The sequence below is a fragment of the Streptomyces sp. NPDC057428 genome (genome assembly GCF_042803195.1).
In the GTDB taxonomy this organism is placed as follows: domain Bacteria; phylum Actinomycetota; class Actinomycetes; order Streptomycetales; family Streptomycetaceae; genus Streptomyces.
The window spans coordinates 1-17,671 of sequence record NZ_JBHVCT010000065.1; the positions used below are offsets into that span (position 1 = coordinate 1).

Sequence of the window (17,671 nt, forward strand, 5' to 3'; positions counted from 1 at the left end):
GCCCCCCACGCTGGTCGTGGCGTAGATCAACACCGGTCCCGCCCTGTCGCTGTACGCCCGCCCTGCGGGGGGCGGGGCTCCGACACGGGGCCCGTCCCCCGGCAGTCGACTTGTGTCCCATGGTGCCGAGAAAGAGATGGCGAGCATGACCGTGCAGACCGAACGGCCGCCTTCAGGTCCGACGGACGTGGTGAAGAGGACCGGTGCAGCACCCGGCAGGCCGGCCGTCCGCGGCAGATCCACGAACATGGCCCCGTACCTGCTGCTGATGCCGCCGGTGGCCGTGACCCTGGTGTTCCTCGGCTGGCCGCTGGTCGAGAACACCGTGCTGTCTTTCCAGAACCTCAACATGAGGCAGCTGATCCAGCACCTCACCGAGTGGAACGGGATCGACAACTACAAGGAGATCCTCGGCAGCGAGGAATTCTGGGACGTCACCGTCCGGTCGACCGTCTTCACGGCCGTCAACGTCATCCTGACGATGGTCTTCGGCACGCTGATCGGGCTCCTGCTTGCCCGCCTCGGCAAGCGCATGCGCGTCGCGCTCCTCATCGGCCTGGTCCTCGCCTGGGCGATGCCCGTCGTGGCCTCGACCACCGTCTACCAGTGGCTGTTCGCCTCCCGGTTCGGTGTCGTCAACTGGGTGCTGGACAAGGCCGGCTTCCACTCGATGGCCGACTACAACTGGACCGGCGGACAGTTCTCCACGTTCTTCGTCATCACCGTGCTCATCGTCTGGATGTCGGTCCCGTTCGTCGCGATCAACCTGTACGCCGCCACGACGACCATCCCCAAGGAGCTCTACGAGGCCGCCTCGCTCGACGGCGCCGGCCCGTGGAAGAGCTTCGCCTCGGTCACCATGCCGTTCCTGAAGCCGTTCCTCTTCGCGACGACGTTCCTCGAGGTCATCTGGATCTTCAAGGCCTTCGTCCAGGTCTTCGCGATCAACCAGGGTGGTCCGGACCGGCTCACCGAGATCCTGCCGGTCTACGCCTACATCGAGGGTGTCGGGAACCAGCACTACGGCATGGGATCGGCGATCGCGATGCTCACCATCGTGATCCTGCTCCTGCTGACCTCCTCCTACCTCCGGATCGTTCTCAAGCAAGAGGAGGACGAGCTGTGAAACGCTCGGCTTCGTCACGGTTCAGCCGTATCTGGCCCAATGCCACAGCGGTCCTGCTGATCATCGGCTTCGTCTTCCCCGTGTACTGGATGTTCGCGACGGCCTTCAAGCCGACGCCGGACATCGTCGCGGACGACCCGGTCTGGTTCCCCACGAACTTCACGTTCGAGCACTTCCGGACGGCTGTGGACGCCGAGAACTTCTGGACGATGGTCCGCAACTCGCTCACAGTCACGATCCTCGCGGTGACGTTCTCCCTGATCCTCGCGCTGGCCGGCTCGTTCGCCCTGGCCCGTATGCGCTTCAGGGGACGCAAGGGATTCATCGTCGGCTTCATGGTCGCCCAGATGGCGCCCTGGGAAGTCATGGTCATCGCGATCTACTTCATCGTCCGCGACTCGGACGTGCTCAACAGCCTGATCCCGCTGACGGTCTTCTACATGGTCATGGTCCTGCCCTTCACCCTCCTGACGCTGCGCGGCTTCGTCGCCGCGGTGCCCAGGGAGCTGGAGGAGTCGGCCATGGTGGACGGGTGCACCCGGCCGCAGGCGTTCGTCAAGGTGATCCTGCCGCTGCTCGCACCCGGTCTCATGTCCACGTCCATGTTCGGCTTCATCACCGCGTGGAACGAGTTCCCGCTGGTGCTCGTCCTGAACAAGCAGGCGGAGTCCCAGACCCTGCCGCTCTGGCTGTCGCAGTTCCAGACCCAGTTCGGCGACGACTGGGGCGCCACGATGGCCGCCTCCTCGATCTTCGCCGTCCCGATCCTCGTCCTCTTCGTCTTCCTGCAGCGCAAGGCCGTCAGCGGTCTGACCGATGGCGCAGTGAAGGGATAACACGGCTGCCATGACCACCCTCGTATCCACCACGGACACCCTCACGCGCGACGCGCTCGCCGTCCTCCAGCCCGGGTTCACCGGCACGAGCGCCCCGGACTGGCTCCTGCGCAGGGTCGGCGAAGGCCTGGCCTCCGTCGGACTGTTCGGCCGGAACGTCCACTCACCCGAGCAGCTCGCCGCGCTCACCGCCCGGCTGCGGGCCGAGCGGGACGACGTACTCGTCGCGATCGACGAGGAGGGCGGCGACGTCACCCGGCTCGAGGTCCACTCGGGCTCGTCGTTCCCCGGCAACCTCGCCCTCGGCGCCGTGGACGACGTGGACCTCACCCGTGCCGTCGCGCGTGAGCTCGGCCGCCGGCTGGCCGAGTGCGGCGTCAACCTCAACTGGGCGCCGTCCGCCGACGTCAACTCCAATCCCGCGAACCCCGTCATCGGCGTGCGCTCCTTCGGCGCCGATACCGGGCTCGTCGCCCGGCACACCGCCGCGTACGTCGAGGGCCTCCAGTCCGCCGGGGTCGCCGCCTGCACCAAGCACTTCCCCGGGCACGGCGACACGGCGGTCGACTCGCACCACGCGCTGCCCCGCATCGATGTGGACCTGGACACGTTGCACGCCCGTGAGCTGGTGCCTTTCCGGGCGGCCATCGCGGCGGGTTCCCGATCCGTCATGAGCGCACATATCCTGCTCCCCGCACTCGACCCGACCCGGCCCGCCACCCTGAGCCCGCAGATCCTCACCGGACTGCTCCGTCAGGAACTGGGCTACGAGGGCCTGATCGTCACGGACGGCATGGAGATGGACGCCATCGCCGGCACATACGGCATCGAGCGCGGTTCCGTCCTCGCGATCGCGGCGGGCGCCGACGCCATCTGCGTGGGCGGAGGGCTCGCCGACGAGTTGACCGTGCTGCGGCTGCGCGACGCGCTCGTGACGGCGGTGCGGGCGGGCGAACTGCCCGAGGAGCGGCTGGCCGACGCCGCCGCACGTGTACGGGCTCTCGCGTCCTGGACGCGGAGGGCCAGGGGGGCTGCCTCGGAGCCGGGCGCGGACATGCAGGAGGGGACCGCGCCCGGCACCGGAGCGGGCATCGGCCTGATCGCCGCGCGTCGCGCCGTGACGGTCACGGGAATCGCCGAGCCGCTGGACGCACCGGCCTACGTCGCCGCCCTCACCCCCGTCGCGAACATCGCGGTCGGCGAGGAGACCCCGTGGGGCGTGGCGGCCGAGCTGACCCGGCGGCTGCCCGGCACCACGACGGACACCTACGGCGGTGGGCACGGATCACCGGCGGCCGAGGTGCTGAGGGCGGCCGGGGAGCGGCGCATCGTCGCCGTCGTGCGGGACGCCCACCGGCACGCGTGGATGGCCGAGGCGCTGGACACCCTGGTCGCGGCGCGTCCCGACACGATCGTGGTCGAGATGGGCCTGCCCGTGGCGCCGCCCCGGGGAGCCCTCCACATCGCCACGCACGGCGCCGCACGGGTGTGCGGGATCGCGGCGGCGGAGACGATCACGGGGTCCCGGGCCGGATAGGTCCCCGGACGGCGCGTGAGGGCCGGGTCACCGTCGTCGGTGACCCGGCCCTTCGGTGTACGGGGAGCCCTACAGGCCCTGCCACCGCGGCTTCGCCGCGTAGGTGGCACGGAAGTAGTCCGCCAGCTTCAGCTTCGACGCGGCCGCCTCGTCCACCACCACGGTGGCGTGCGGGTGCAGCTGCAGTGCCGAGGCCGGCACGACCGAGGCGACCGGACCCTCGACGGTCCGGGCCACCGCGTCGGCCTTGCCCTCGCCGGTGGCCAGCAGAATCGGGTGGCGGGACTCCAGGATCGTGCCGATGCCCTGGGTGATGACGTGGTGGGGCACCTGGTCGATGTCGTCGCCGAAGAAGCGCGCGTTGTCGATCCGGGTCTGCTCGGTCAGCGTCTTGATGCGTGTGACGGAGGCGAGCGACGAGCACGGCTCGTTGAAGCCGATGTGTCCGTCGGTGCCGATGCCGAGCAGCTGGAGGTCGACCCCGCCCGCCTCGGCGAGCGCCCTGTCGTACGCCTCGCAGGCGGCCTGGACGTCCTCGGCCGTGCCGTCCGGACCCATGAAGGACTTCTCGGACAGGCCGAGCGGCTCCACGACCTCGCGCAGCACGACCGAGCGGTAGGACTCGGGGTGGCCGGCCGGCAGTCCGACGTACTCGTCGAGCTGGCAGATGCGGGCGCGCGAGGCGTCCACCGCGCCGGAGCGGACCTTCGCCGCCAGGGCCTGGTAGACGGGCAGCGGGGTCGAGCCGGTGGCAACGCCGAGAAGTGCGTCGGGCCTGCGGCTCAGCAGGGCGCCGATGGCCTCCGCGATGAGTTCGCCGCCTGCCGCGGCGTCCGGGACGATGACAACTTCCACGCTGTGCCTGCCGATCTGGAGAGTGGCGTCATGTGGTATAGACCAATCTGGGCCCAATCTAGCAGAACGGAGTGGCCCGGCGGTGAACCGTCCACGTCTGCGTCGATGACTGTCGCCCTGTCGGCGGATGCCCGGCCCGTGAGCGGAATGTCCCCGGAAACACCCGCGGGCCGCGGCGCCGGGACGGGACCCTCAGCCCGTCCGGCACCGCAGCCCGGAGCTTCCCGGCCGGCGGTGTGCGGTGCCTCCGGCCGTGTGAGGCACCGGCGCAGTCAGGGCAGAGAGCGCCGGGTGCCTCGGTCCGCTCTCCTGTGCGGGGAGAGCGGAGGTCTGTCGAGTGCGGACCATGTCCTGTACAGGGCGCCCGCACCTCGCATTGTGGACTAGACCAATAGCCCATGTCCATCCGTGGGTGCGGACATTCTCCTGTGTGCCCGTCCCCTTCCCAGTGTCACGCATCGGCGGCCGGATCGGTTCGGAACCTCGTCATGTCCACGGGTACGCTCGCAGACGTGCCCTCCATGAACGACCTCGTCCACCAGCACACAGCCCTGAGTGACACCGACCTCGAGTGGCTCCATCTGCTGGTCTCGGAGTGGCAGCTGCTCTCCGACCTGTCCTTCGCCGACCTCGTCCTGTGGGTGCCGACCCGCGACGGGACCCGCTATGTGTCCGTGGCGCAGATGCGGCCCAACACCGGCCCTACCTCCTACCAGGACGACATGGTCGGGCACCTGGTGCCGCGCGGCCGCCGTCCGCTGCTGGACGCGGCCCTGGACGAGGGCCGCATCGTGCGGGAGGGTGATCCCGAGTGGCGGGAAGAGGTGCCCGTACGGGTCGAGTCGATCCCCGTACGGCGCGAGGGCCGGGTCCTGGGAGTGATCGCCCGCAACACCAACCTGCTCACCGTGCGCACCCCCTCCAGGCTGGAGCTCACCTACCTCCAGTCCGCGTCCGACCTGGCCCAGATGATCGCCGCCGGGACCTTCCCCTTCCCTGGCCAGCAGGTCGACATGGACGCCTCGCCCCGCGTGGGCGACGGCCTGATCAGGCTGGACGCGGACGGTGTCGTCCAGTACGCCAGCCCGAACGGCCTCTCGGCGTACCACCGGCTCGGCCTGGCGTCCGACCTCGTCGGCCACCACCTGGGGGAGACGACCGCCGAACTCGCGCCGTCGCGCGGTCCGGTCGACGAGGCGCTTGTCAAGGTGGCGAGTGGCTACGCCCCCAGGGAGTTCGAGGTCGAGGGCGCCGGCGGGGTCATCCAGCTGCGTGCCATTCCCCTGAAGCCCAAGGGCGTACGCATCGGCTCGCTGGTGCTCCTGCGTGATGTCACGGAACTGCGCCGCCGTGAGCGGGAATTGATCACGAAGGACGCCACCATCCGGGAGATCCACCACCGGGTGAAGAACAACCTGCAGACGGTGGCGGCCCTGTTGCGTCTCCAGGCGCGCCGGATGGATTCCGAGCAGGGGCGCGAGGCGCTCAACGAGGCGGTGCGGCGGGTCGGTTCGATCGCCATCGTGCATGAGACGCTGTCTCAGAATCTGGACGAGCGGGTCGAGTTCGACGAGATCGCCGACCGCGTGATCGCCATGGTCGCCGAGATCTCGCCCGGAAAGGTGACCTGCCGTCGCACGGGTCGCTTCGGGATTCTCGACGCCGAGGTGGCGACGCCGCTCTCGATGGTGCTGACCGAGGTCCTGCAGAACGCGCTGGAACACGCGTTCACCGTGGCCGAGCACGGCATGGTCGAGGTCTCCGCGGTGCGCGGCGGGTCACCCGCCGACGGCCGGCTGCTGATCACCGTCACGGACGACGGTTGCGGACTGCCCGAGGGATTCGACCCCCAGCGGGCCGGGAACCTGGGTCTCCAGATCGTGCGGACGCTGGTCGAGGGTGAGTTGGGTGGCGCTTTCGGCATGGTCCCGGCGCCGGTGCGCGGCACGCAGGTGGTCCTGGACATCCCCGTCAGGAACGACAAGTAGTGGTGCGGCCCTCTGTGGCCGCCGCACGACAGCGGGCCCGGACCGTTGTGACGGTCCGGGCCCGCTGCGTGGTGCTCACGGTGCGATGCGCTTCGGGGGTACTGCGCGCTGCGACTCGAAGGCGGGGCTGTGCGTACGCTCTGTACGCGCCGCCGGGCTGAGGCTCGTCGTGCGGGGGGCGTCGGTCAGGCGCTGGCGTTACGCGCCCGGTTGCGAGCGGCGCGGCGCTTCATTGCGCGGCGCTCGTCCTCGCTGAGGCCACCCCAGACGCCGGAGTCCTGACCGGACTCGAGCGCCCACTGCAGGCACTGCTCCATGACGGGGCAGCGACGGCAGACGGCCTTGGCTTCCTCGATCTGCAGCAGCGCAGGACCGGTGTTGCCGATGGGGAAGAACAGCTCGGGGTCTTCCTCACGACAAACGGCGTTGTGACGCCAGTCCATGGCTGCTACCTCTCCTTGGTATTACATGCTGGTGCTTGTGAATGTGAACGCTTTCACGAATCCCCCCGCGGCCAAAGGTCCGACGTCCAGAAGAACTGGATGTGGTCCTGTTCAGGTGAGGAGGGGTTCTGGCTCTCAGTGGAGGCCGATGTTGCGGGCCGTCCCGATCGCCATGTAGAGATTCCCAAACCTCGGCGGCGGATACAACCCCTTCTGGAAAGTTTTTTTTGATTCCTCGGTGTCGACTAGGTCACAGCCGTACTTCTAAGGGGTGGGGGCCAGTCCAAACGTTCGAGTTAAAGGACTTTCGCCCCTTCCACTCACACAATCACACGCAGTGCACGGCGAACGCCTGTGAACGTCACGCTCGTACGCAGTCCGAGGTGGTCACCGTCCATCTGGAAGGGCAGTGGAGCCTTTGAATGCAAGGTGAAGTCCGTGAGGTCATGCATGGAGACTGCGTGCTTACCGTGTGGACCCTTTTCGGGACTCGAAGTGAGCAACTGGGTGGCGTACCGGGTAACGGCAGGTGTCGAAAGGCGCTTCAGGCCGAGGATGTCCAGGGCGGTGTCGAACGAGGCCTTCGGGGACGCGTATATCGGACGGTTGCCCAGGTAGGTCCAGGGTGCGGTGTTGCAGATTATCGACAGCGCGAGGTCCGTGACCGGGTCATGGCCGGGGACCTCCAGGGTGATCTGGCCGCTGCGCCGGTGCGGCTCGTCCAGGAACTGCCGCAGGACCTGACGGACGTAGAGCGCGTGGGTCGACCGCTTGCCCCGCTCGCGCTTCTGTTCGACCCGGCCGATGACGCCGGCGTCGAATCCGAGGCCCGCACAGAACGTGAACCAGCGCCCCGGGACGGCCTCGTCCGCGCTGCCAGGTGTGCCGGCCGCGAGGCCGAGACCCACCGTGCGCTCACTGCGGGCGGCCAGGGCGTCCAGGATCGCGCCGGTCGCCTCCACGGCGTCGTTGGGGATGCCCAGGGCGCGGGCGAACACGTTGGTGGATCCGCCGGGCACCACGGCCAGACTCGGCAGGCCCTCGGGGTCGGGACCCTTGTGCAGCAGCCCGTTGGCCACCTCGTTGACCGTGCCGTCACCCCCGAGGGCGACCACCAGGTCGACGTCGTCGGAGTCGGCGGCCCGGCGGCCCAGGTCCCGGGCGTGACCGCGGTACTCCGTGGTCACGGTCTCGATCTTCATCTCGCTCGCGAGGGCGTGGATCAGCACGTCACGCGTCCGCGCACTGGTAGTGGTGGCAGCTGGGTTGACCACGAGGAGTGCGCGCATGCAGGCCAGGGTACCTACCGCCACGTACGGCCCTGAAGTCACACTCCATCGGGTCGCCGCACGGTCACCGAGCGTGATGGTTTGCGTGTCCCCGCAGACCCGGCTGCACGACCGGAGGCCCGGGATGTCAACCTGAAAGGCGTGAGCACTCAGCAGAACATGCCCCCGTCGCCGCCTCCGGCCGGTTCGGAGAAGCCTGCCCGGATCGCGCTCGTGGCCGCGCTCTGCGCCATCGAGGCCGCCGCGCTCGTCATCGGCGGGATCTACATGCTGGTCATGGGCCTGCTCGGCCGCCCCGACAGCCCCCAGCAGGCCGAGACCGGAGGGCTGACGCTGATCGCGCTCGGCCTGATCCCGCTCTTCGCCACCCGGGGTCTGCTGCTGCGGCGCAGCTGGAGCCGGGGGCCCGCGCTCATCACTCAGCTCATGGCGCTGCCGGTGGCCTGGACGCTGCTGAGGGCGCAGGGGGCGCTGATCCCGGCCGGGATCGGGCTCGCCGTCGTCGCGGGGACCGCGCTCGTCCTGCTCCTCGCCCCGGCGACCACCAGGGCCCTCGGCATCCGGGTGCAGCGGACGACGCCCGACGCCTGACCCGGCGGCGGCCCCGGAGGGCCGCCGCCGGTGTGGTCGGCGTGCCGGTCACAGGCCGGCTACTCCTCTACGAGCAGCCGCTCGCGCAGCTGCGCGAGCGTGCGTGCCAGGAGGCGGGAGACGTGCATCTGGGAGATGCCGACCTCCTGCGCGATCTGCGACTGCGTCATGTTGCCGAAGAAGCGAAGCAGCAGAATTCGCTTCTCGCGCGGGGGGAGGTCCTCCAGCAGCGGCTTGAGCGACTCGCGGTACTCCACGCCCTCCAGGGCCTCGTCCTCGGAGCCCAGAGTGTCCGCCACGGCGGGCGACTCGTCGTCCGTGTCCGGTACGTCCAGCGACAGGGTGCTGTAGGCATTGGCTGATTCCAGCCCCTCCAGTACCTCCTCCTCGGAGATGCCCAGGCGCTGCGCCAGCTCGTGCACGGTGGGCGAGCGGCCGTGCTGCTGGGAGAGCTCGGCGGTGGCCGTGGTCAGCGACAGCCGCAGTTCCTGGAGGCGGCGCGGGACCCGCACCGCCCAGCCCTTGTCCCGGAAGTGGCGCTTGATCTCGCCGACGACCGTGGGTGTCGCGTATGTCGAGAACTCGACGCCGCGGTCCGGGTCGAACCGGTCCACCGACTTGATCAGGCCGATCGTGGCGACCTGGGTGAGATCGTCGAGCGGCTCGCCCCTGTTGCGGAATCTGCGGGCCAGGTGCTCGACGAGCGGCAGATGCATCCGCACCAGCCGGTTGCGCAGCTCGGCCTTCTCCACCGAACCGTCGGGGAGTGCCCGCAGCTCGATGAAGAGCGCCCGCGCCCCGCTGCGGTCCCGTGGATCGTGGTGCCCGTGCTCGCTCATCTGGCCCGCCCGCTCCGCCTGCGACTGCTCCACCGCGACCGGACGGCCCTGCACCCCGTCCGCGCCGGCCGCGTCCGCACCGTCCACCGGATGCGGCCGGGCCTGTTGCTCCGGGACGGCTGCTGGGCGCACCGCCCCGGACCGGATCGTCTCGTCCCGCACAGGACCGTCCCCGTTCCCGTCGCTCACGCCGGCCCGGGTCCCGCGCCGCGCTGTTTGTAGAGGCTGATGCTGACCGTCCGGTCGTCGGCCACCGTGGAGTCGACCTTGCCGGCCAGTGCGGAGAGCACCGTCCATGCGAAGGTGTCGCGCTCGGGCGCGCGGCCGTCGGTCGTCGGGGCCGAGACGGTCACCTCGAGGGAATCGCCCACGAGGCGGAAGACACAGCTGAGGACGGAACCCGGCACGGCCTGCTGGAGCAGGATCGCGCAGGCCTCGTCGACCGCGATACGGAGATCCTCGATCTCGTCGAGAGTGAAGTCCAAGCGCGCTGCGAGGCCGGCCGTGGCCGTACGCAGCACCGACAGGTAGGCACCCGCAGCGGGCAGCCGGACCTCAACGAAGTCCTGGTTCCCGGGCTCGCCTGCGATCTGGGACACCCTCACCTCCAAGGTGGCACAAACTCGTTCGAGGCTCCGGGGTGAATGCCCGGGGCCGTGCGGTCCGTCGTCGGTTCTGTGGTTCGGCGACGCTATCGCGCCCCATGATGCCGTGTCGCCGGGACCTCATACCCATCGTTACGCATGGTAGGCATGCGGGTACGCAAGGTGGCTAGAGGTCTGCGGCGGTCAATTGAGAAGAACCGGCGCCGGTTTGACGTACCCAGGCGTCAGACGATCGAACCGTCCACGAAGCACCAGCGCCAGCTGTCCATGCAGTCGAAGCTGCGCATCACGGGATGCCCGGTCTCCTCGAAGTGCGCCGTGGCGTGCTTCAGGGGAGAGGAATCGCAGCAGCCGACGTGCCCGCACTCCAGGCAGAGGCGCAGCTGCACAGGATGGGTGCCCGCGGCCAGACACTCCGGACAGGTCTTGTCGAGCGGTGTGGGCTCGGGGCGCGGCAGCTCGTCAACATGGAGGCACTCACTCATGATGGCCACGGTACGTCGGATACGAGGACGGTGAGATGGACGCATTGCCGCTGGTGGCGCTCGTCGCTGTCAGTGCGGTGGTCGCGGGGGCGGCGCGCCGGACCCCGGTGCCCGCGCCCCTGATGCTGGTCGCAGTCGGCCTGGTGGCCTCCTATCTGCCGGGGGTGCCGAGCTACACGCTGGACGCCCACGTGGTGCTGCCCCTACTGCTCCCGCCGTTGCTGTACACGGCCGCGGTGGACAGTTCGTACCTGGATCTGCGGGCCAATCTGCGGCCCGTCGCACTGCTCTCCGTGGGGTACGTCCTCTTCGCGACGGTCGCGGTGGGCTGGCTGGCCTACCTGCTCGTCCCGGACCTGCCGCTGACCGCCGCGCTGGTCCTCGGCGCCGTGGTGGCCCCGCCGGACGCGGTCACCGCCGCGGCGATCGCCCGCCGGGTCGGTCTGCCCGCCCGGCTCACGACGATCCTCCAGGGCGAGTCCCTGGTGAACGACGCCACCGCCATCACCGCCTTCAAGGTGGTGCTCGCCGCGGCGGTCGGCGAGGGCATGAACTGGGGCGAGGGGATCGGCGAGTTCCTGGTGGCGTCGGTCGGCGGTGTCGGGGTCGGCCTGCTGCTGATGGTTCCGCTGCACTGGCTGCGCACCCACCTCAAGGAGGCGCTGCTCCAGAACACCCTGTCGCTGCTGATCCCCTTCGTGGCGTACGCCGCCGCGGAACGGGTGCACGCCTCCGGGGTTCTCGCCGTGGTCGTCGTCGCCCTCTACCTGGGGCACCGCTCCTGGCAGGTCGACTTCGCGACGCGGCTGCAGGAGGCGGCGGTCTGGAAGATGGTCGCGTTCATCCTGGAGTCCGCCGTCTTCGCGCTGATCGGGCTGCAGCTGCCCTTCGTCCTGCGGGAGCTGGGGGAGTACAGCGTGGGCGAGGCACTGCAGTACGCGGTCCTCGTGTTCGTCGCCGTGGTCGTGGTGCGCTTCCTCTGGGTGTACCCCGCGAGTTATCTGCCCCTGTGGCTGTCCCGGCGCGTCCGGGAGCGGGAGGGGCCGTTGCCCTGGACGTCCCCGCTGATCGTCAGCTGGGCCGGGATGAGGGGGGTCGTCTCGCTCGCCATCGCGTTCTCCATCCCCCTGCTCACACCCGACGGCGAGAAGTTCCCGGCGCGCAACCTCGTGCTCTTCCTGACCTTCAGCACGGTCATCGGGACCCTGGTCGTCCAGGGGCTGACGCTGCCCCTGATGGTGCGCGTGCTGAAGCTCCCGGGTCGTGACGCGCGCGGCGAGACGCTGGCGGAGGCGCAGGCGCAGAGCGAGGCGTCCACGGCCGCGGACGCCAGGCTGGATGCGCTGCTGTCCGACCCCGCCAACGAACTGCCCGATCCGCTGACCCAGCGGTTGCGCGCCGTGATGGAGCGGCGCCGCAACGCCGTCTGGGAGCGTCTCGGCCGACCCAACCCGGTCACCGGGGAGTCGGCCGACGACACCTACCGGCGACTGGCGAGGGAGATGATCGACGCCGAGCGGGCGGTCTTCGTGCGCCTCAGGGACCAACGGCGGATCGACGACGAGATGATGCGAGCCCTGCTGCGCAGGCTGGACTTGGAGGAGGCCGCCGCCTACCGGGAGCCCGACGGGGACTGAAGGACAGCCCTCAGCCGCCCCCTGTCTCCGGTGAGGGCCGGCCGGTGACGACGGCGGTCACGGTGGAACCCGGGGTGAACGCGCCTTCGCGGGCGAGGACGGTCAGGCCGTACAGGAGTTTGGCCACATACAGCCGTTCCACAGGCAGCCCGTGCCGGTCTTCGAACTCATCGGCGAACGCGTGGAGCTCCGGAGTCGTACGGGCGTACCCGCCGAAGTGGAAGCGCTCGTCCAGCGACCACCTCCCTGCCGGGCCGCCGAACGCCTCCTGCTGGAGGCCGCGCACCGTCTCGCCCAGGAATCCGCCGCGCAGGACGGGTATGCCCAGGGCGCGCTGCCCCGGTGCGAGTCCGGCGGCGAGGCCCGCGAGGGTGCCGCCGGTGCCGCAGGCGACCGCCGTCGTGCCGCCCGTGTCTCGCAGTTCGCGGCCGAGCTCTGCGCAGCTCTGTGCGGCGAGGGCGTTGCTGCCGCCCTCCGGGATCACCGCACACTCCCCGAAGAGGCTCAGCAGGCCGTCCAGGACGCCGGGAGAGGCCTTCGCGCGGTAGGTCGCCCGGTCCACGAAGTGAAGGCGCATGCCGTCGGCCGCGCAACGCGCGAGGGAGGGGTTCAGCGGGCGCCCGGCCAGCTCGTCGCCCCGTACGACGCCGACGGTGGGGAAACCCAGCAGGCGGCCCGCGGCGGCGGTGGCGCGCAGGTGGTTGGAGTAGGCCCCGCCGAAGGTCAGTACGGTACGGCCGGCGGCGGCCCGGATGTTGGGGGCGAGTTTCCGCCACTTGTTGCCCGGCAGGTCCGGATGGATCAGGTCGTCGCGCTTGAGCCGAAGCGTCACACCGTGGCGGTCGAAGCGCTCGTCCTCGACCGGCTGCAGGGGCGAGGGCAGCACCGGCCGCAGACGGGAGAGGTCGAGCGCTTCGTCGTGCATGCCTCCATTGTGTGTTGCCCCCGCCCGCCGCCCTACTTCAGCCGGTCGTGGATCCGGTTGCGCATGCCCGTCATCGAGAAGCCGCGCGGGTCGACCTTGCCGGGCTGCCACTCCCGGTGCCCGATGACGGACGGGGCGCCCCAGCCGTGGAATCTGCAGACCGCGGCGGCGGCCTTCTCGATGGCCTCCAGTTGGACGGCGGGCCAGGGGTCCTCGCCGTTGCCGAGGTTCTCGCACTCGAAGCCGTAGAAGTGCCTGTTGCCGTCGGTGTTGGACTCGTTGTCCGCCGGCAGACGCCTCTCGGCGATCACGGCGCGCAGTACGTCGTCGTCGCCGAGTCCGGCGTGGTTGGCGCGGCCGTAGCCGACCAGGTGGACCCGGCCGTCCTTGGCGATCACACCGTGGCAGAGCGGGCCCGGGAGCCCGGAGTAGCCGTCACGGCAGATCTCGACCGTGCGGGCGGTGCCGCTGGTGACCGTGTGGTGGAGCATCACGCCGTGCACCGGTCCCCACGGGCCCTTGTGGTTGCGGTTGTGCGTGCGCCAGTCGCCCACCTGGACGACGGTGAGTCCTTCGTCCTTCAGGGCCTTGAGGAAGCTGCTAGCGGACATGGGTGAGGACATGGCCGCCTCCTTCGGTGCAGGGGAGTGTGTCCGTACAGCGCTTGTACCGGAACATGGCGCTCCGCGAAACCTGTTCGGGAACTGTGCGAGCGGATCCGGACATTCGACAGGCCCTGGCCGACCGGCGCCTCAGCCCTCGGCGAGCCACATGTCGGGGCCGAACACCTCGTAGTGGATGTCGGCCGGTGCCACGCCCTTGTCCAGCAGCTGGGAGCGGACGGCCCTCATGAAGGGCAGCGGGCCGCACAGGTAGGCGCGGGTGCCAGGGGCGACCGGCAGGCCGCTCAGGTCGACCAGTCCGGTGCGATCGGCGGGGTGGCCCGGCTCCGGGGTCTCGTACCAGAAGTGGGCGGAGGCACCAGGGAGCTTGTCAGTGAGCGCCGCGTGGTCGGTGCGCAGGGCGTGGTCCGCGGGCGACCGGTCGCCGTGCACGACGGTTACCTGCGTGGTGTGCCCCTCGGCTGCCAGGTGCTCCAGCATCGACAGGACCGGGGTGCAGCCGATGCCGGCGGAGGCGAGCAGCAGCGGTGCGTCGGAGTCGTCCAGCACCAGATCGCCGTACGGGGCGGAGACGCGCAGCCGGTCGCCCTCGCGCAGCCGTGCGTGCAGGTGTGCGGAGACCTCGCCGTCGGGGCCGTCGCCGTTCCTTACCCGCTTGACGGAGAAGGAGCGCGGACCGCCCCCCGGCGCCCCGGTGAGGCTGTACTGGCGGATCTGGCGGGCTCCGTCGGGGAGTTCCACCTGGACGGAGACGTACTGGCCCGGCCGGAAGACGGGGGCGGGCGAGCCGTCGGCGGGCGTGAGCCGGAAGGTGGCCACGTCGGCGGTGTCCTCGGTGCGCGAGACCACCGTCCACTCGCGCCACACGTCACCCGCGAGCACGCTCTGCTGCGCGTAGAGCCGTTCCTCGATGGTGATCAGGGCGTTGGCCATCAGCCAGTAGACCTCGTCCCAGGCCGCGGCGACCTCGGGGGTGACCGCGTTGCCGAGCACCTCCGCGATCGCGGCGAAGAGGTGGGTGTGCACGATCTCGTACTGCGGTGCCGTGATGCCGAGGGACGCGTGCTTGTTCGCGATACGGCCGAGCATCGCGTCGGGCCGGGTGCCGGGATGCTCGACGAGCTGGGTGGCGAAGGCGGCGATGGATCCGGCCAGCGCGCGGCGCTGCGTGCCGGAGGCCTGGTTGCCCCGGTTGAAGAGGTCCCTGAGCAGCTCCGGGTGGGCGTCGAACAGCTTCCGGTAGAAGAGATCCGCTATGTCCCCGATGGCCGCCCCGACGACGGGGAGGGTGGCGCGGACGGTGGCGGTCGACGTCTCGGAGAGCATCGGGTGACTCCTGGGGTACGAGGGGCGGTCGTGGCCGCCCGGGCTTTATTGGAATATGAGATGCGTATTTTTTGTCATGCGGGAGCCGCGGTACGGCCGGCCGGAGGCGGACCGTGCCGCGGGGGGTGGGTGAATCAGCCGGGTGCCGGCCTGCCGGAGCTGATGCCGATCAGCAGCGGGCCGGTGGGGGAGGAGACGAGGTCGCCGACCGTGAGGGGGTCGAGCGAGGTGTAGAACGCCTCTTCTGCCCGGCGCAGCGCGGAGCGGAGCCGGCAGGCGGAACGCAGGGGGCAGGGGGTGCTCCCCTCGCACTCCACGACTTCCCCCGGCCCTTCCAGCTCGCGTACCAGGGTGCCGACCGAGGCGGAGCGGCCGGCGGCGGTGAGGGTGAGCCCCCCGCCCCGGCCGCGTCGCGCGTCGACCAGGCCGAGGTGCTGGAGGCGGGCGACGACCTTCGCCGCGTGGGTGTACGGAACCTGCATGGTGGCCGCCACCTCTCGGGTGGTCGGCGGGTCCTCGCCGTCCTTGGTGACGGTCAGGCGCATGAGCACCCGGAGCGCCACGTCGGTGAATCGCGTCAGCCGCATGGCAGTCAGCGTAGGTAAGTTGCATCAACGATGCAACTTACGGCCGCGGGGGCGGGGCGCCATGATGGAGGGTGCGGCTCCGCGGCAGGATGGGGTGTGCCGGCGCAGGAAAGATGATCAGCGGCCGTGCCGAAGCCGAACGCGGCCGACGGGATACCGGCGAGCGATGCAGCGGTGCGCCAGCCGGCTTCCGTCACGGGCTCGACGGCGGTGGGGAACTCCTCCAGCCGGGGCGCGTACAGGTCGAGCCGGCGGTGCACGCTGCGTGCCTGGCCGCGTGCGGCGAGCGCCTCGACGGCCATCGGCGCGTGACGCCTTGCGATGCACGGCACCGGACCCCGCTCCCTGACCCAGCCCGATCCAAACGAAAGACACCAGGCCGCAGGGTCCGGTTGCCCCGTGCCGGACCGCATGCGCACGGGCGCGTTCCGCCTGTGTGCGTGCCGCCGGACCGGCAACGTGCCCCGACCGACGCCCGGTTAGTCACACTCTTTTGTGTAATAGCGCGCCGTGTCCTCCTGCTGGAAGTGTTCCTCTCGCAGGTCAGCCCATGATCGAGAGGATGTCGGATGTCCGTTGGTGAAGAGGTTCGCGACACGCAGCCGCCGCAGCAGAGTCTCGGCACAGCGGCTGCGCGGAACCTCGCGACGACGACCAAATCCGCACCGCAGATGCAGGAGATCTCCTCCCGCTGGCTGCTGCGGATGCTGCCCTGGGTGCAGGTACAGGGCGGGACCTACCGGGTGAACCGCAGGTTGAGCTACTCCGTCGGGGACGGCCGGGTGACCTTCGTCCAGACGGGCGACCGGGTCGCGGTCATCCCCGCCGAGCTCGGCGAACTCCCCGCCCTGCGCGGTTTCGCGGACGAGGAGGTGCTGGCCGAGCTGGCGCGCAGGTGCGAGCAGTGTGACGTCGCCGCGGGCGAGGTGCTCGCCGCGTCGGGCGACGCGGCGGACAGGGTCCATCTGCTGGCCCACGGCAAGATCGAGAAGATCGGCACCGGGCCGTACGGCGACGAGACGGTTCTGGGCGTGCTCGCCGACGGCGCCTACTTCGGCGACCAGGCCCTGATCGACGGCGACGCGACCTGGGAGTACACGGCGCGCGCGGTCACCGCCTGCACCCTGCTGACCCTGCGCCGGTCGGACGTGCTCAACCTGGCGGCCCGCGCCGACTCGCTCCGCGACCACCTGGCCGGACTGCTCGCGATCCCGCACCAGCGCACCAACAACTACGGTGAGGCGGAGATCGATCTCTCGGCGGGGCACGTGGGGGAGAGTGTCGTCCCGCACACCTTCGTCGACTACGAGTCGGCGCCGCGCGAGTACGAACTGAGCGTCGCCCAGACCGTGCTGAAGGTGCACAGCCGGGTGGCCGACCTGTACAACCAGCCGATGAACCAGACCGAGCAGCAGTTGCGGCTCACGGTCGAGGCGCTGCGCGAGCGCCAGGAACACGAACTCGTCAACAACCGGGAATTCGGTCTGCTCAACAACTGCGACTACGGGCAGCGGCTCCAGCCGCACGACGGAGCGCCTGGCCCCGACGACATGGACGAACTCCTCTCGCGGCGGCGCGGGTCCAACCTGTTCCTCGCCCACCCGCGGGCCATCGCCGCCTTCGGCCGTGAATGCAACAGACGCGGCCTCGTACCGGAGAGCGTGGAGGTCGGGGGCCACCACCTCCCGGCCTGGCGCGGGGTGCCGATCTTCCCGTGCAACAAGATCCCCGTCACCGACGCCCGCACCACGTCGATCATCTGCATGCGGACGGGCGAGGCGGACCAGGGGGTCATCGGACTCCAGCAGAGCGGGATCCCGGACGAGATCGAGCCGAGTCTCTCCGTCCGCTTCATGGGTATCGACGAGCAGGCGATCATCTCCTACCTCGTGACGGCCTACTACTCCGCCGCCGTCCTGGTCCCCGACGCCCTCGGCGTACTGGAGAACGTGGAGGTCAGCCGCTGGCGGTGACACTCC

General features: G+C 70.1%; 18 protein-coding genes. 7 read left to right on the forward strand and 11 right to left on the reverse strand.

The genetic code is table 11. The features are described from left to right. Window positions 1-145: 145 nt before the first annotated feature. From ACFU5K_RS22815 to ACFU5K_RS22825, 3 genes are read left to right on the forward strand one after another with little or no spacing between them, the layout of a single operon-like run. The gene (locus ACFU5K_RS22815) at window positions 146-1,126 is read left to right on the forward strand and encodes a carbohydrate ABC transporter permease (RefSeq protein WP_384064652.1); all 981 of its coding nucleotides are present in this window, start codon (window positions 146-148) and stop codon (window positions 1,124-1,126) included. Continuing rightward, entirely contained in the window at window positions 1,123-1,962 is an 840-nt protein-coding gene (locus tag ACFU5K_RS22820; RefSeq protein ID WP_384064654.1) for a carbohydrate ABC transporter permease, read from the forward strand. Before ACFU5K_RS22815 ends, ACFU5K_RS22820 begins: the two co-directional genes overlap by 4 nt. A 10-nt stretch (window positions 1,963-1,972) precedes the next feature. Beyond that, the gene (locus tag ACFU5K_RS22825; RefSeq protein ID WP_384064657.1) at window positions 1,973-3,499 is read left to right on the forward strand and encodes a glycoside hydrolase family 3 protein; all 1,527 of its coding nucleotides are present in this window, start codon (window positions 1,973-1,975) and stop codon (window positions 3,497-3,499) included. Window positions 3,500-3,568: 69 nt separating this feature from the next. Here ACFU5K_RS22825 and nagB read toward each other — a convergent pair whose 3' ends face one another. Next, window positions 3,569-4,354 carry a glucosamine-6-phosphate deaminase gene (gene nagB, locus ACFU5K_RS22830; protein WP_384064660.1) on the reverse strand — a complete coding sequence of 262 codons (786 nt, stop codon included), beginning with the start codon at window positions 4,352-4,354 and terminating at the stop codon, window positions 3,569-3,571. A 521-nt stretch (window positions 4,355-4,875) separates the two neighbouring features. Here nagB and ACFU5K_RS22835 point away from each other — a divergent pair. Continuing rightward, complete coding sequence (locus ACFU5K_RS22835; RefSeq protein ID WP_384064739.1) at window positions 4,876-6,342, forward strand: sensor histidine kinase; 1,467 nt, start codon at window positions 4,876-4,878, stop codon at window positions 6,340-6,342. A gap of 185 nt (window positions 6,343-6,527) precedes the next feature. Here the strand turns inward: ACFU5K_RS22835 and ACFU5K_RS22840 are convergent, their stop codons facing one another. Then, entirely contained in the window at window positions 6,528-6,785 is a 258-nt protein-coding gene (locus ACFU5K_RS22840; RefSeq protein WP_003953983.1) for a WhiB family transcriptional regulator, read from the reverse strand. A 320-nt stretch (window positions 6,786-7,105) separates the two neighbouring features. Then, on the reverse strand, window positions 7,106-8,074 hold the full coding sequence (locus ACFU5K_RS22845) for a diacylglycerol/lipid kinase family protein (protein WP_384064663.1): 969 nt from the start codon (window positions 8,072-8,074) through the stop codon (window positions 7,106-7,108). Between the two features lie 159 nt (window positions 8,075-8,233). Here ACFU5K_RS22845 and ACFU5K_RS22850 point away from each other — a divergent pair, with 159 nt between their 5' ends. Next, window positions 8,234-8,665, forward strand: a complete 432-nt coding sequence (locus ACFU5K_RS22850) for a hypothetical protein (protein ID WP_384064742.1) — start codon at window positions 8,234-8,236, stop codon at window positions 8,663-8,665. 59 nt (window positions 8,666-8,724) lie between these two features. Here ACFU5K_RS22850 and ACFU5K_RS22855 read toward each other — a convergent pair whose 3' ends face one another. The 3 genes from ACFU5K_RS22855 to ACFU5K_RS22865 form a co-directional block, all read right to left on the reverse strand. Beyond that, window positions 8,725-9,666: an RNA polymerase sigma factor SigF gene (locus ACFU5K_RS22855; RefSeq protein ID WP_384064745.1), complete on the reverse strand. Its 942-nt coding sequence runs from the start codon at window positions 9,664-9,666 to the stop codon at window positions 8,725-8,727. A gap of 23 nt (window positions 9,667-9,689) precedes the next feature. Then, on the reverse strand, window positions 9,690-10,103 hold the full coding sequence (locus tag ACFU5K_RS22860) for an anti-sigma regulatory factor (RefSeq protein WP_014154139.1): 414 nt from the start codon (window positions 10,101-10,103) through the stop codon (window positions 9,690-9,692). A 230-nt stretch (window positions 10,104-10,333) separates the two neighbouring features. After that, window positions 10,334-10,594, reverse strand: coding sequence for a UBP-type zinc finger domain-containing protein (locus ACFU5K_RS22865; RefSeq protein WP_327114836.1), 261 nt, complete (start codon window positions 10,592-10,594; stop codon window positions 10,334-10,336). Window positions 10,595-10,629: 35 nt separating this feature from the next. On the opposite strand from ACFU5K_RS22865, the gene ACFU5K_RS22870 reads away from it, so the two are divergent. Beyond that, entirely contained in the window at window positions 10,630-12,231 is a 1,602-nt protein-coding gene (locus ACFU5K_RS22870) for a Na+/H+ antiporter (RefSeq protein ID WP_384064667.1), read from the forward strand. Window positions 12,232-12,241: 10 nt separating this feature from the next. On the opposite strand, the gene ACFU5K_RS22875 is transcribed toward ACFU5K_RS22870, so the two are convergent. The 5 genes from ACFU5K_RS22875 to ACFU5K_RS22895 all read right to left on the reverse strand — a co-directional run bounded on the left by ACFU5K_RS22875 (window position 12,242) and on the right by ACFU5K_RS22895 (window position 16,024). Further along, entirely contained in the window at window positions 12,242-13,156 is a 915-nt protein-coding gene (locus ACFU5K_RS22875; protein ID WP_384064670.1) for a 1-aminocyclopropane-1-carboxylate deaminase/D-cysteine desulfhydrase, read from the reverse strand. 32 nt (window positions 13,157-13,188) lie between these two features. Further along, window positions 13,189-13,779 (reverse strand): N-acetylmuramoyl-L-alanine amidase, encoded by a 591-nt coding sequence (locus ACFU5K_RS22880; protein WP_384064673.1) that lies wholly within the window; start codon window positions 13,777-13,779, stop codon window positions 13,189-13,191. Between the two features lie 129 nt (window positions 13,780-13,908). After that, the gene (locus ACFU5K_RS22885) at window positions 13,909-15,105 is read right to left on the reverse strand and encodes a globin domain-containing protein (RefSeq protein ID WP_384064676.1); all 1,197 of its coding nucleotides are present in this window, start codon (window positions 15,103-15,105) and stop codon (window positions 13,909-13,911) included. Window positions 15,106-15,239: 134 nt separating this feature from the next. Further along, window positions 15,240-15,692 (reverse strand): RrF2 family transcriptional regulator, encoded by a 453-nt coding sequence (locus ACFU5K_RS22890; RefSeq protein ID WP_384064679.1) that lies wholly within the window; start codon window positions 15,690-15,692, stop codon window positions 15,240-15,242. Between the two features lie 5 nt (window positions 15,693-15,697). Next, entirely contained in the window at window positions 15,698-16,024 is a 327-nt protein-coding gene (locus ACFU5K_RS22895; RefSeq protein ID WP_384064681.1) for a hypothetical protein, read from the reverse strand. 237 nt (window positions 16,025-16,261) lie between these two features. Here ACFU5K_RS22895 and ACFU5K_RS22900 point away from each other — a divergent pair, with 237 nt between their 5' ends. Then, on the forward strand, window positions 16,262-17,665 hold the full coding sequence (locus tag ACFU5K_RS22900) for a family 2B encapsulin nanocompartment shell protein (protein WP_384064684.1): 1,404 nt from the start codon (window positions 16,262-16,264) through the stop codon (window positions 17,663-17,665). The last annotated feature ends 6 nt before the right edge of the window (window positions 17,666-17,671 follow it).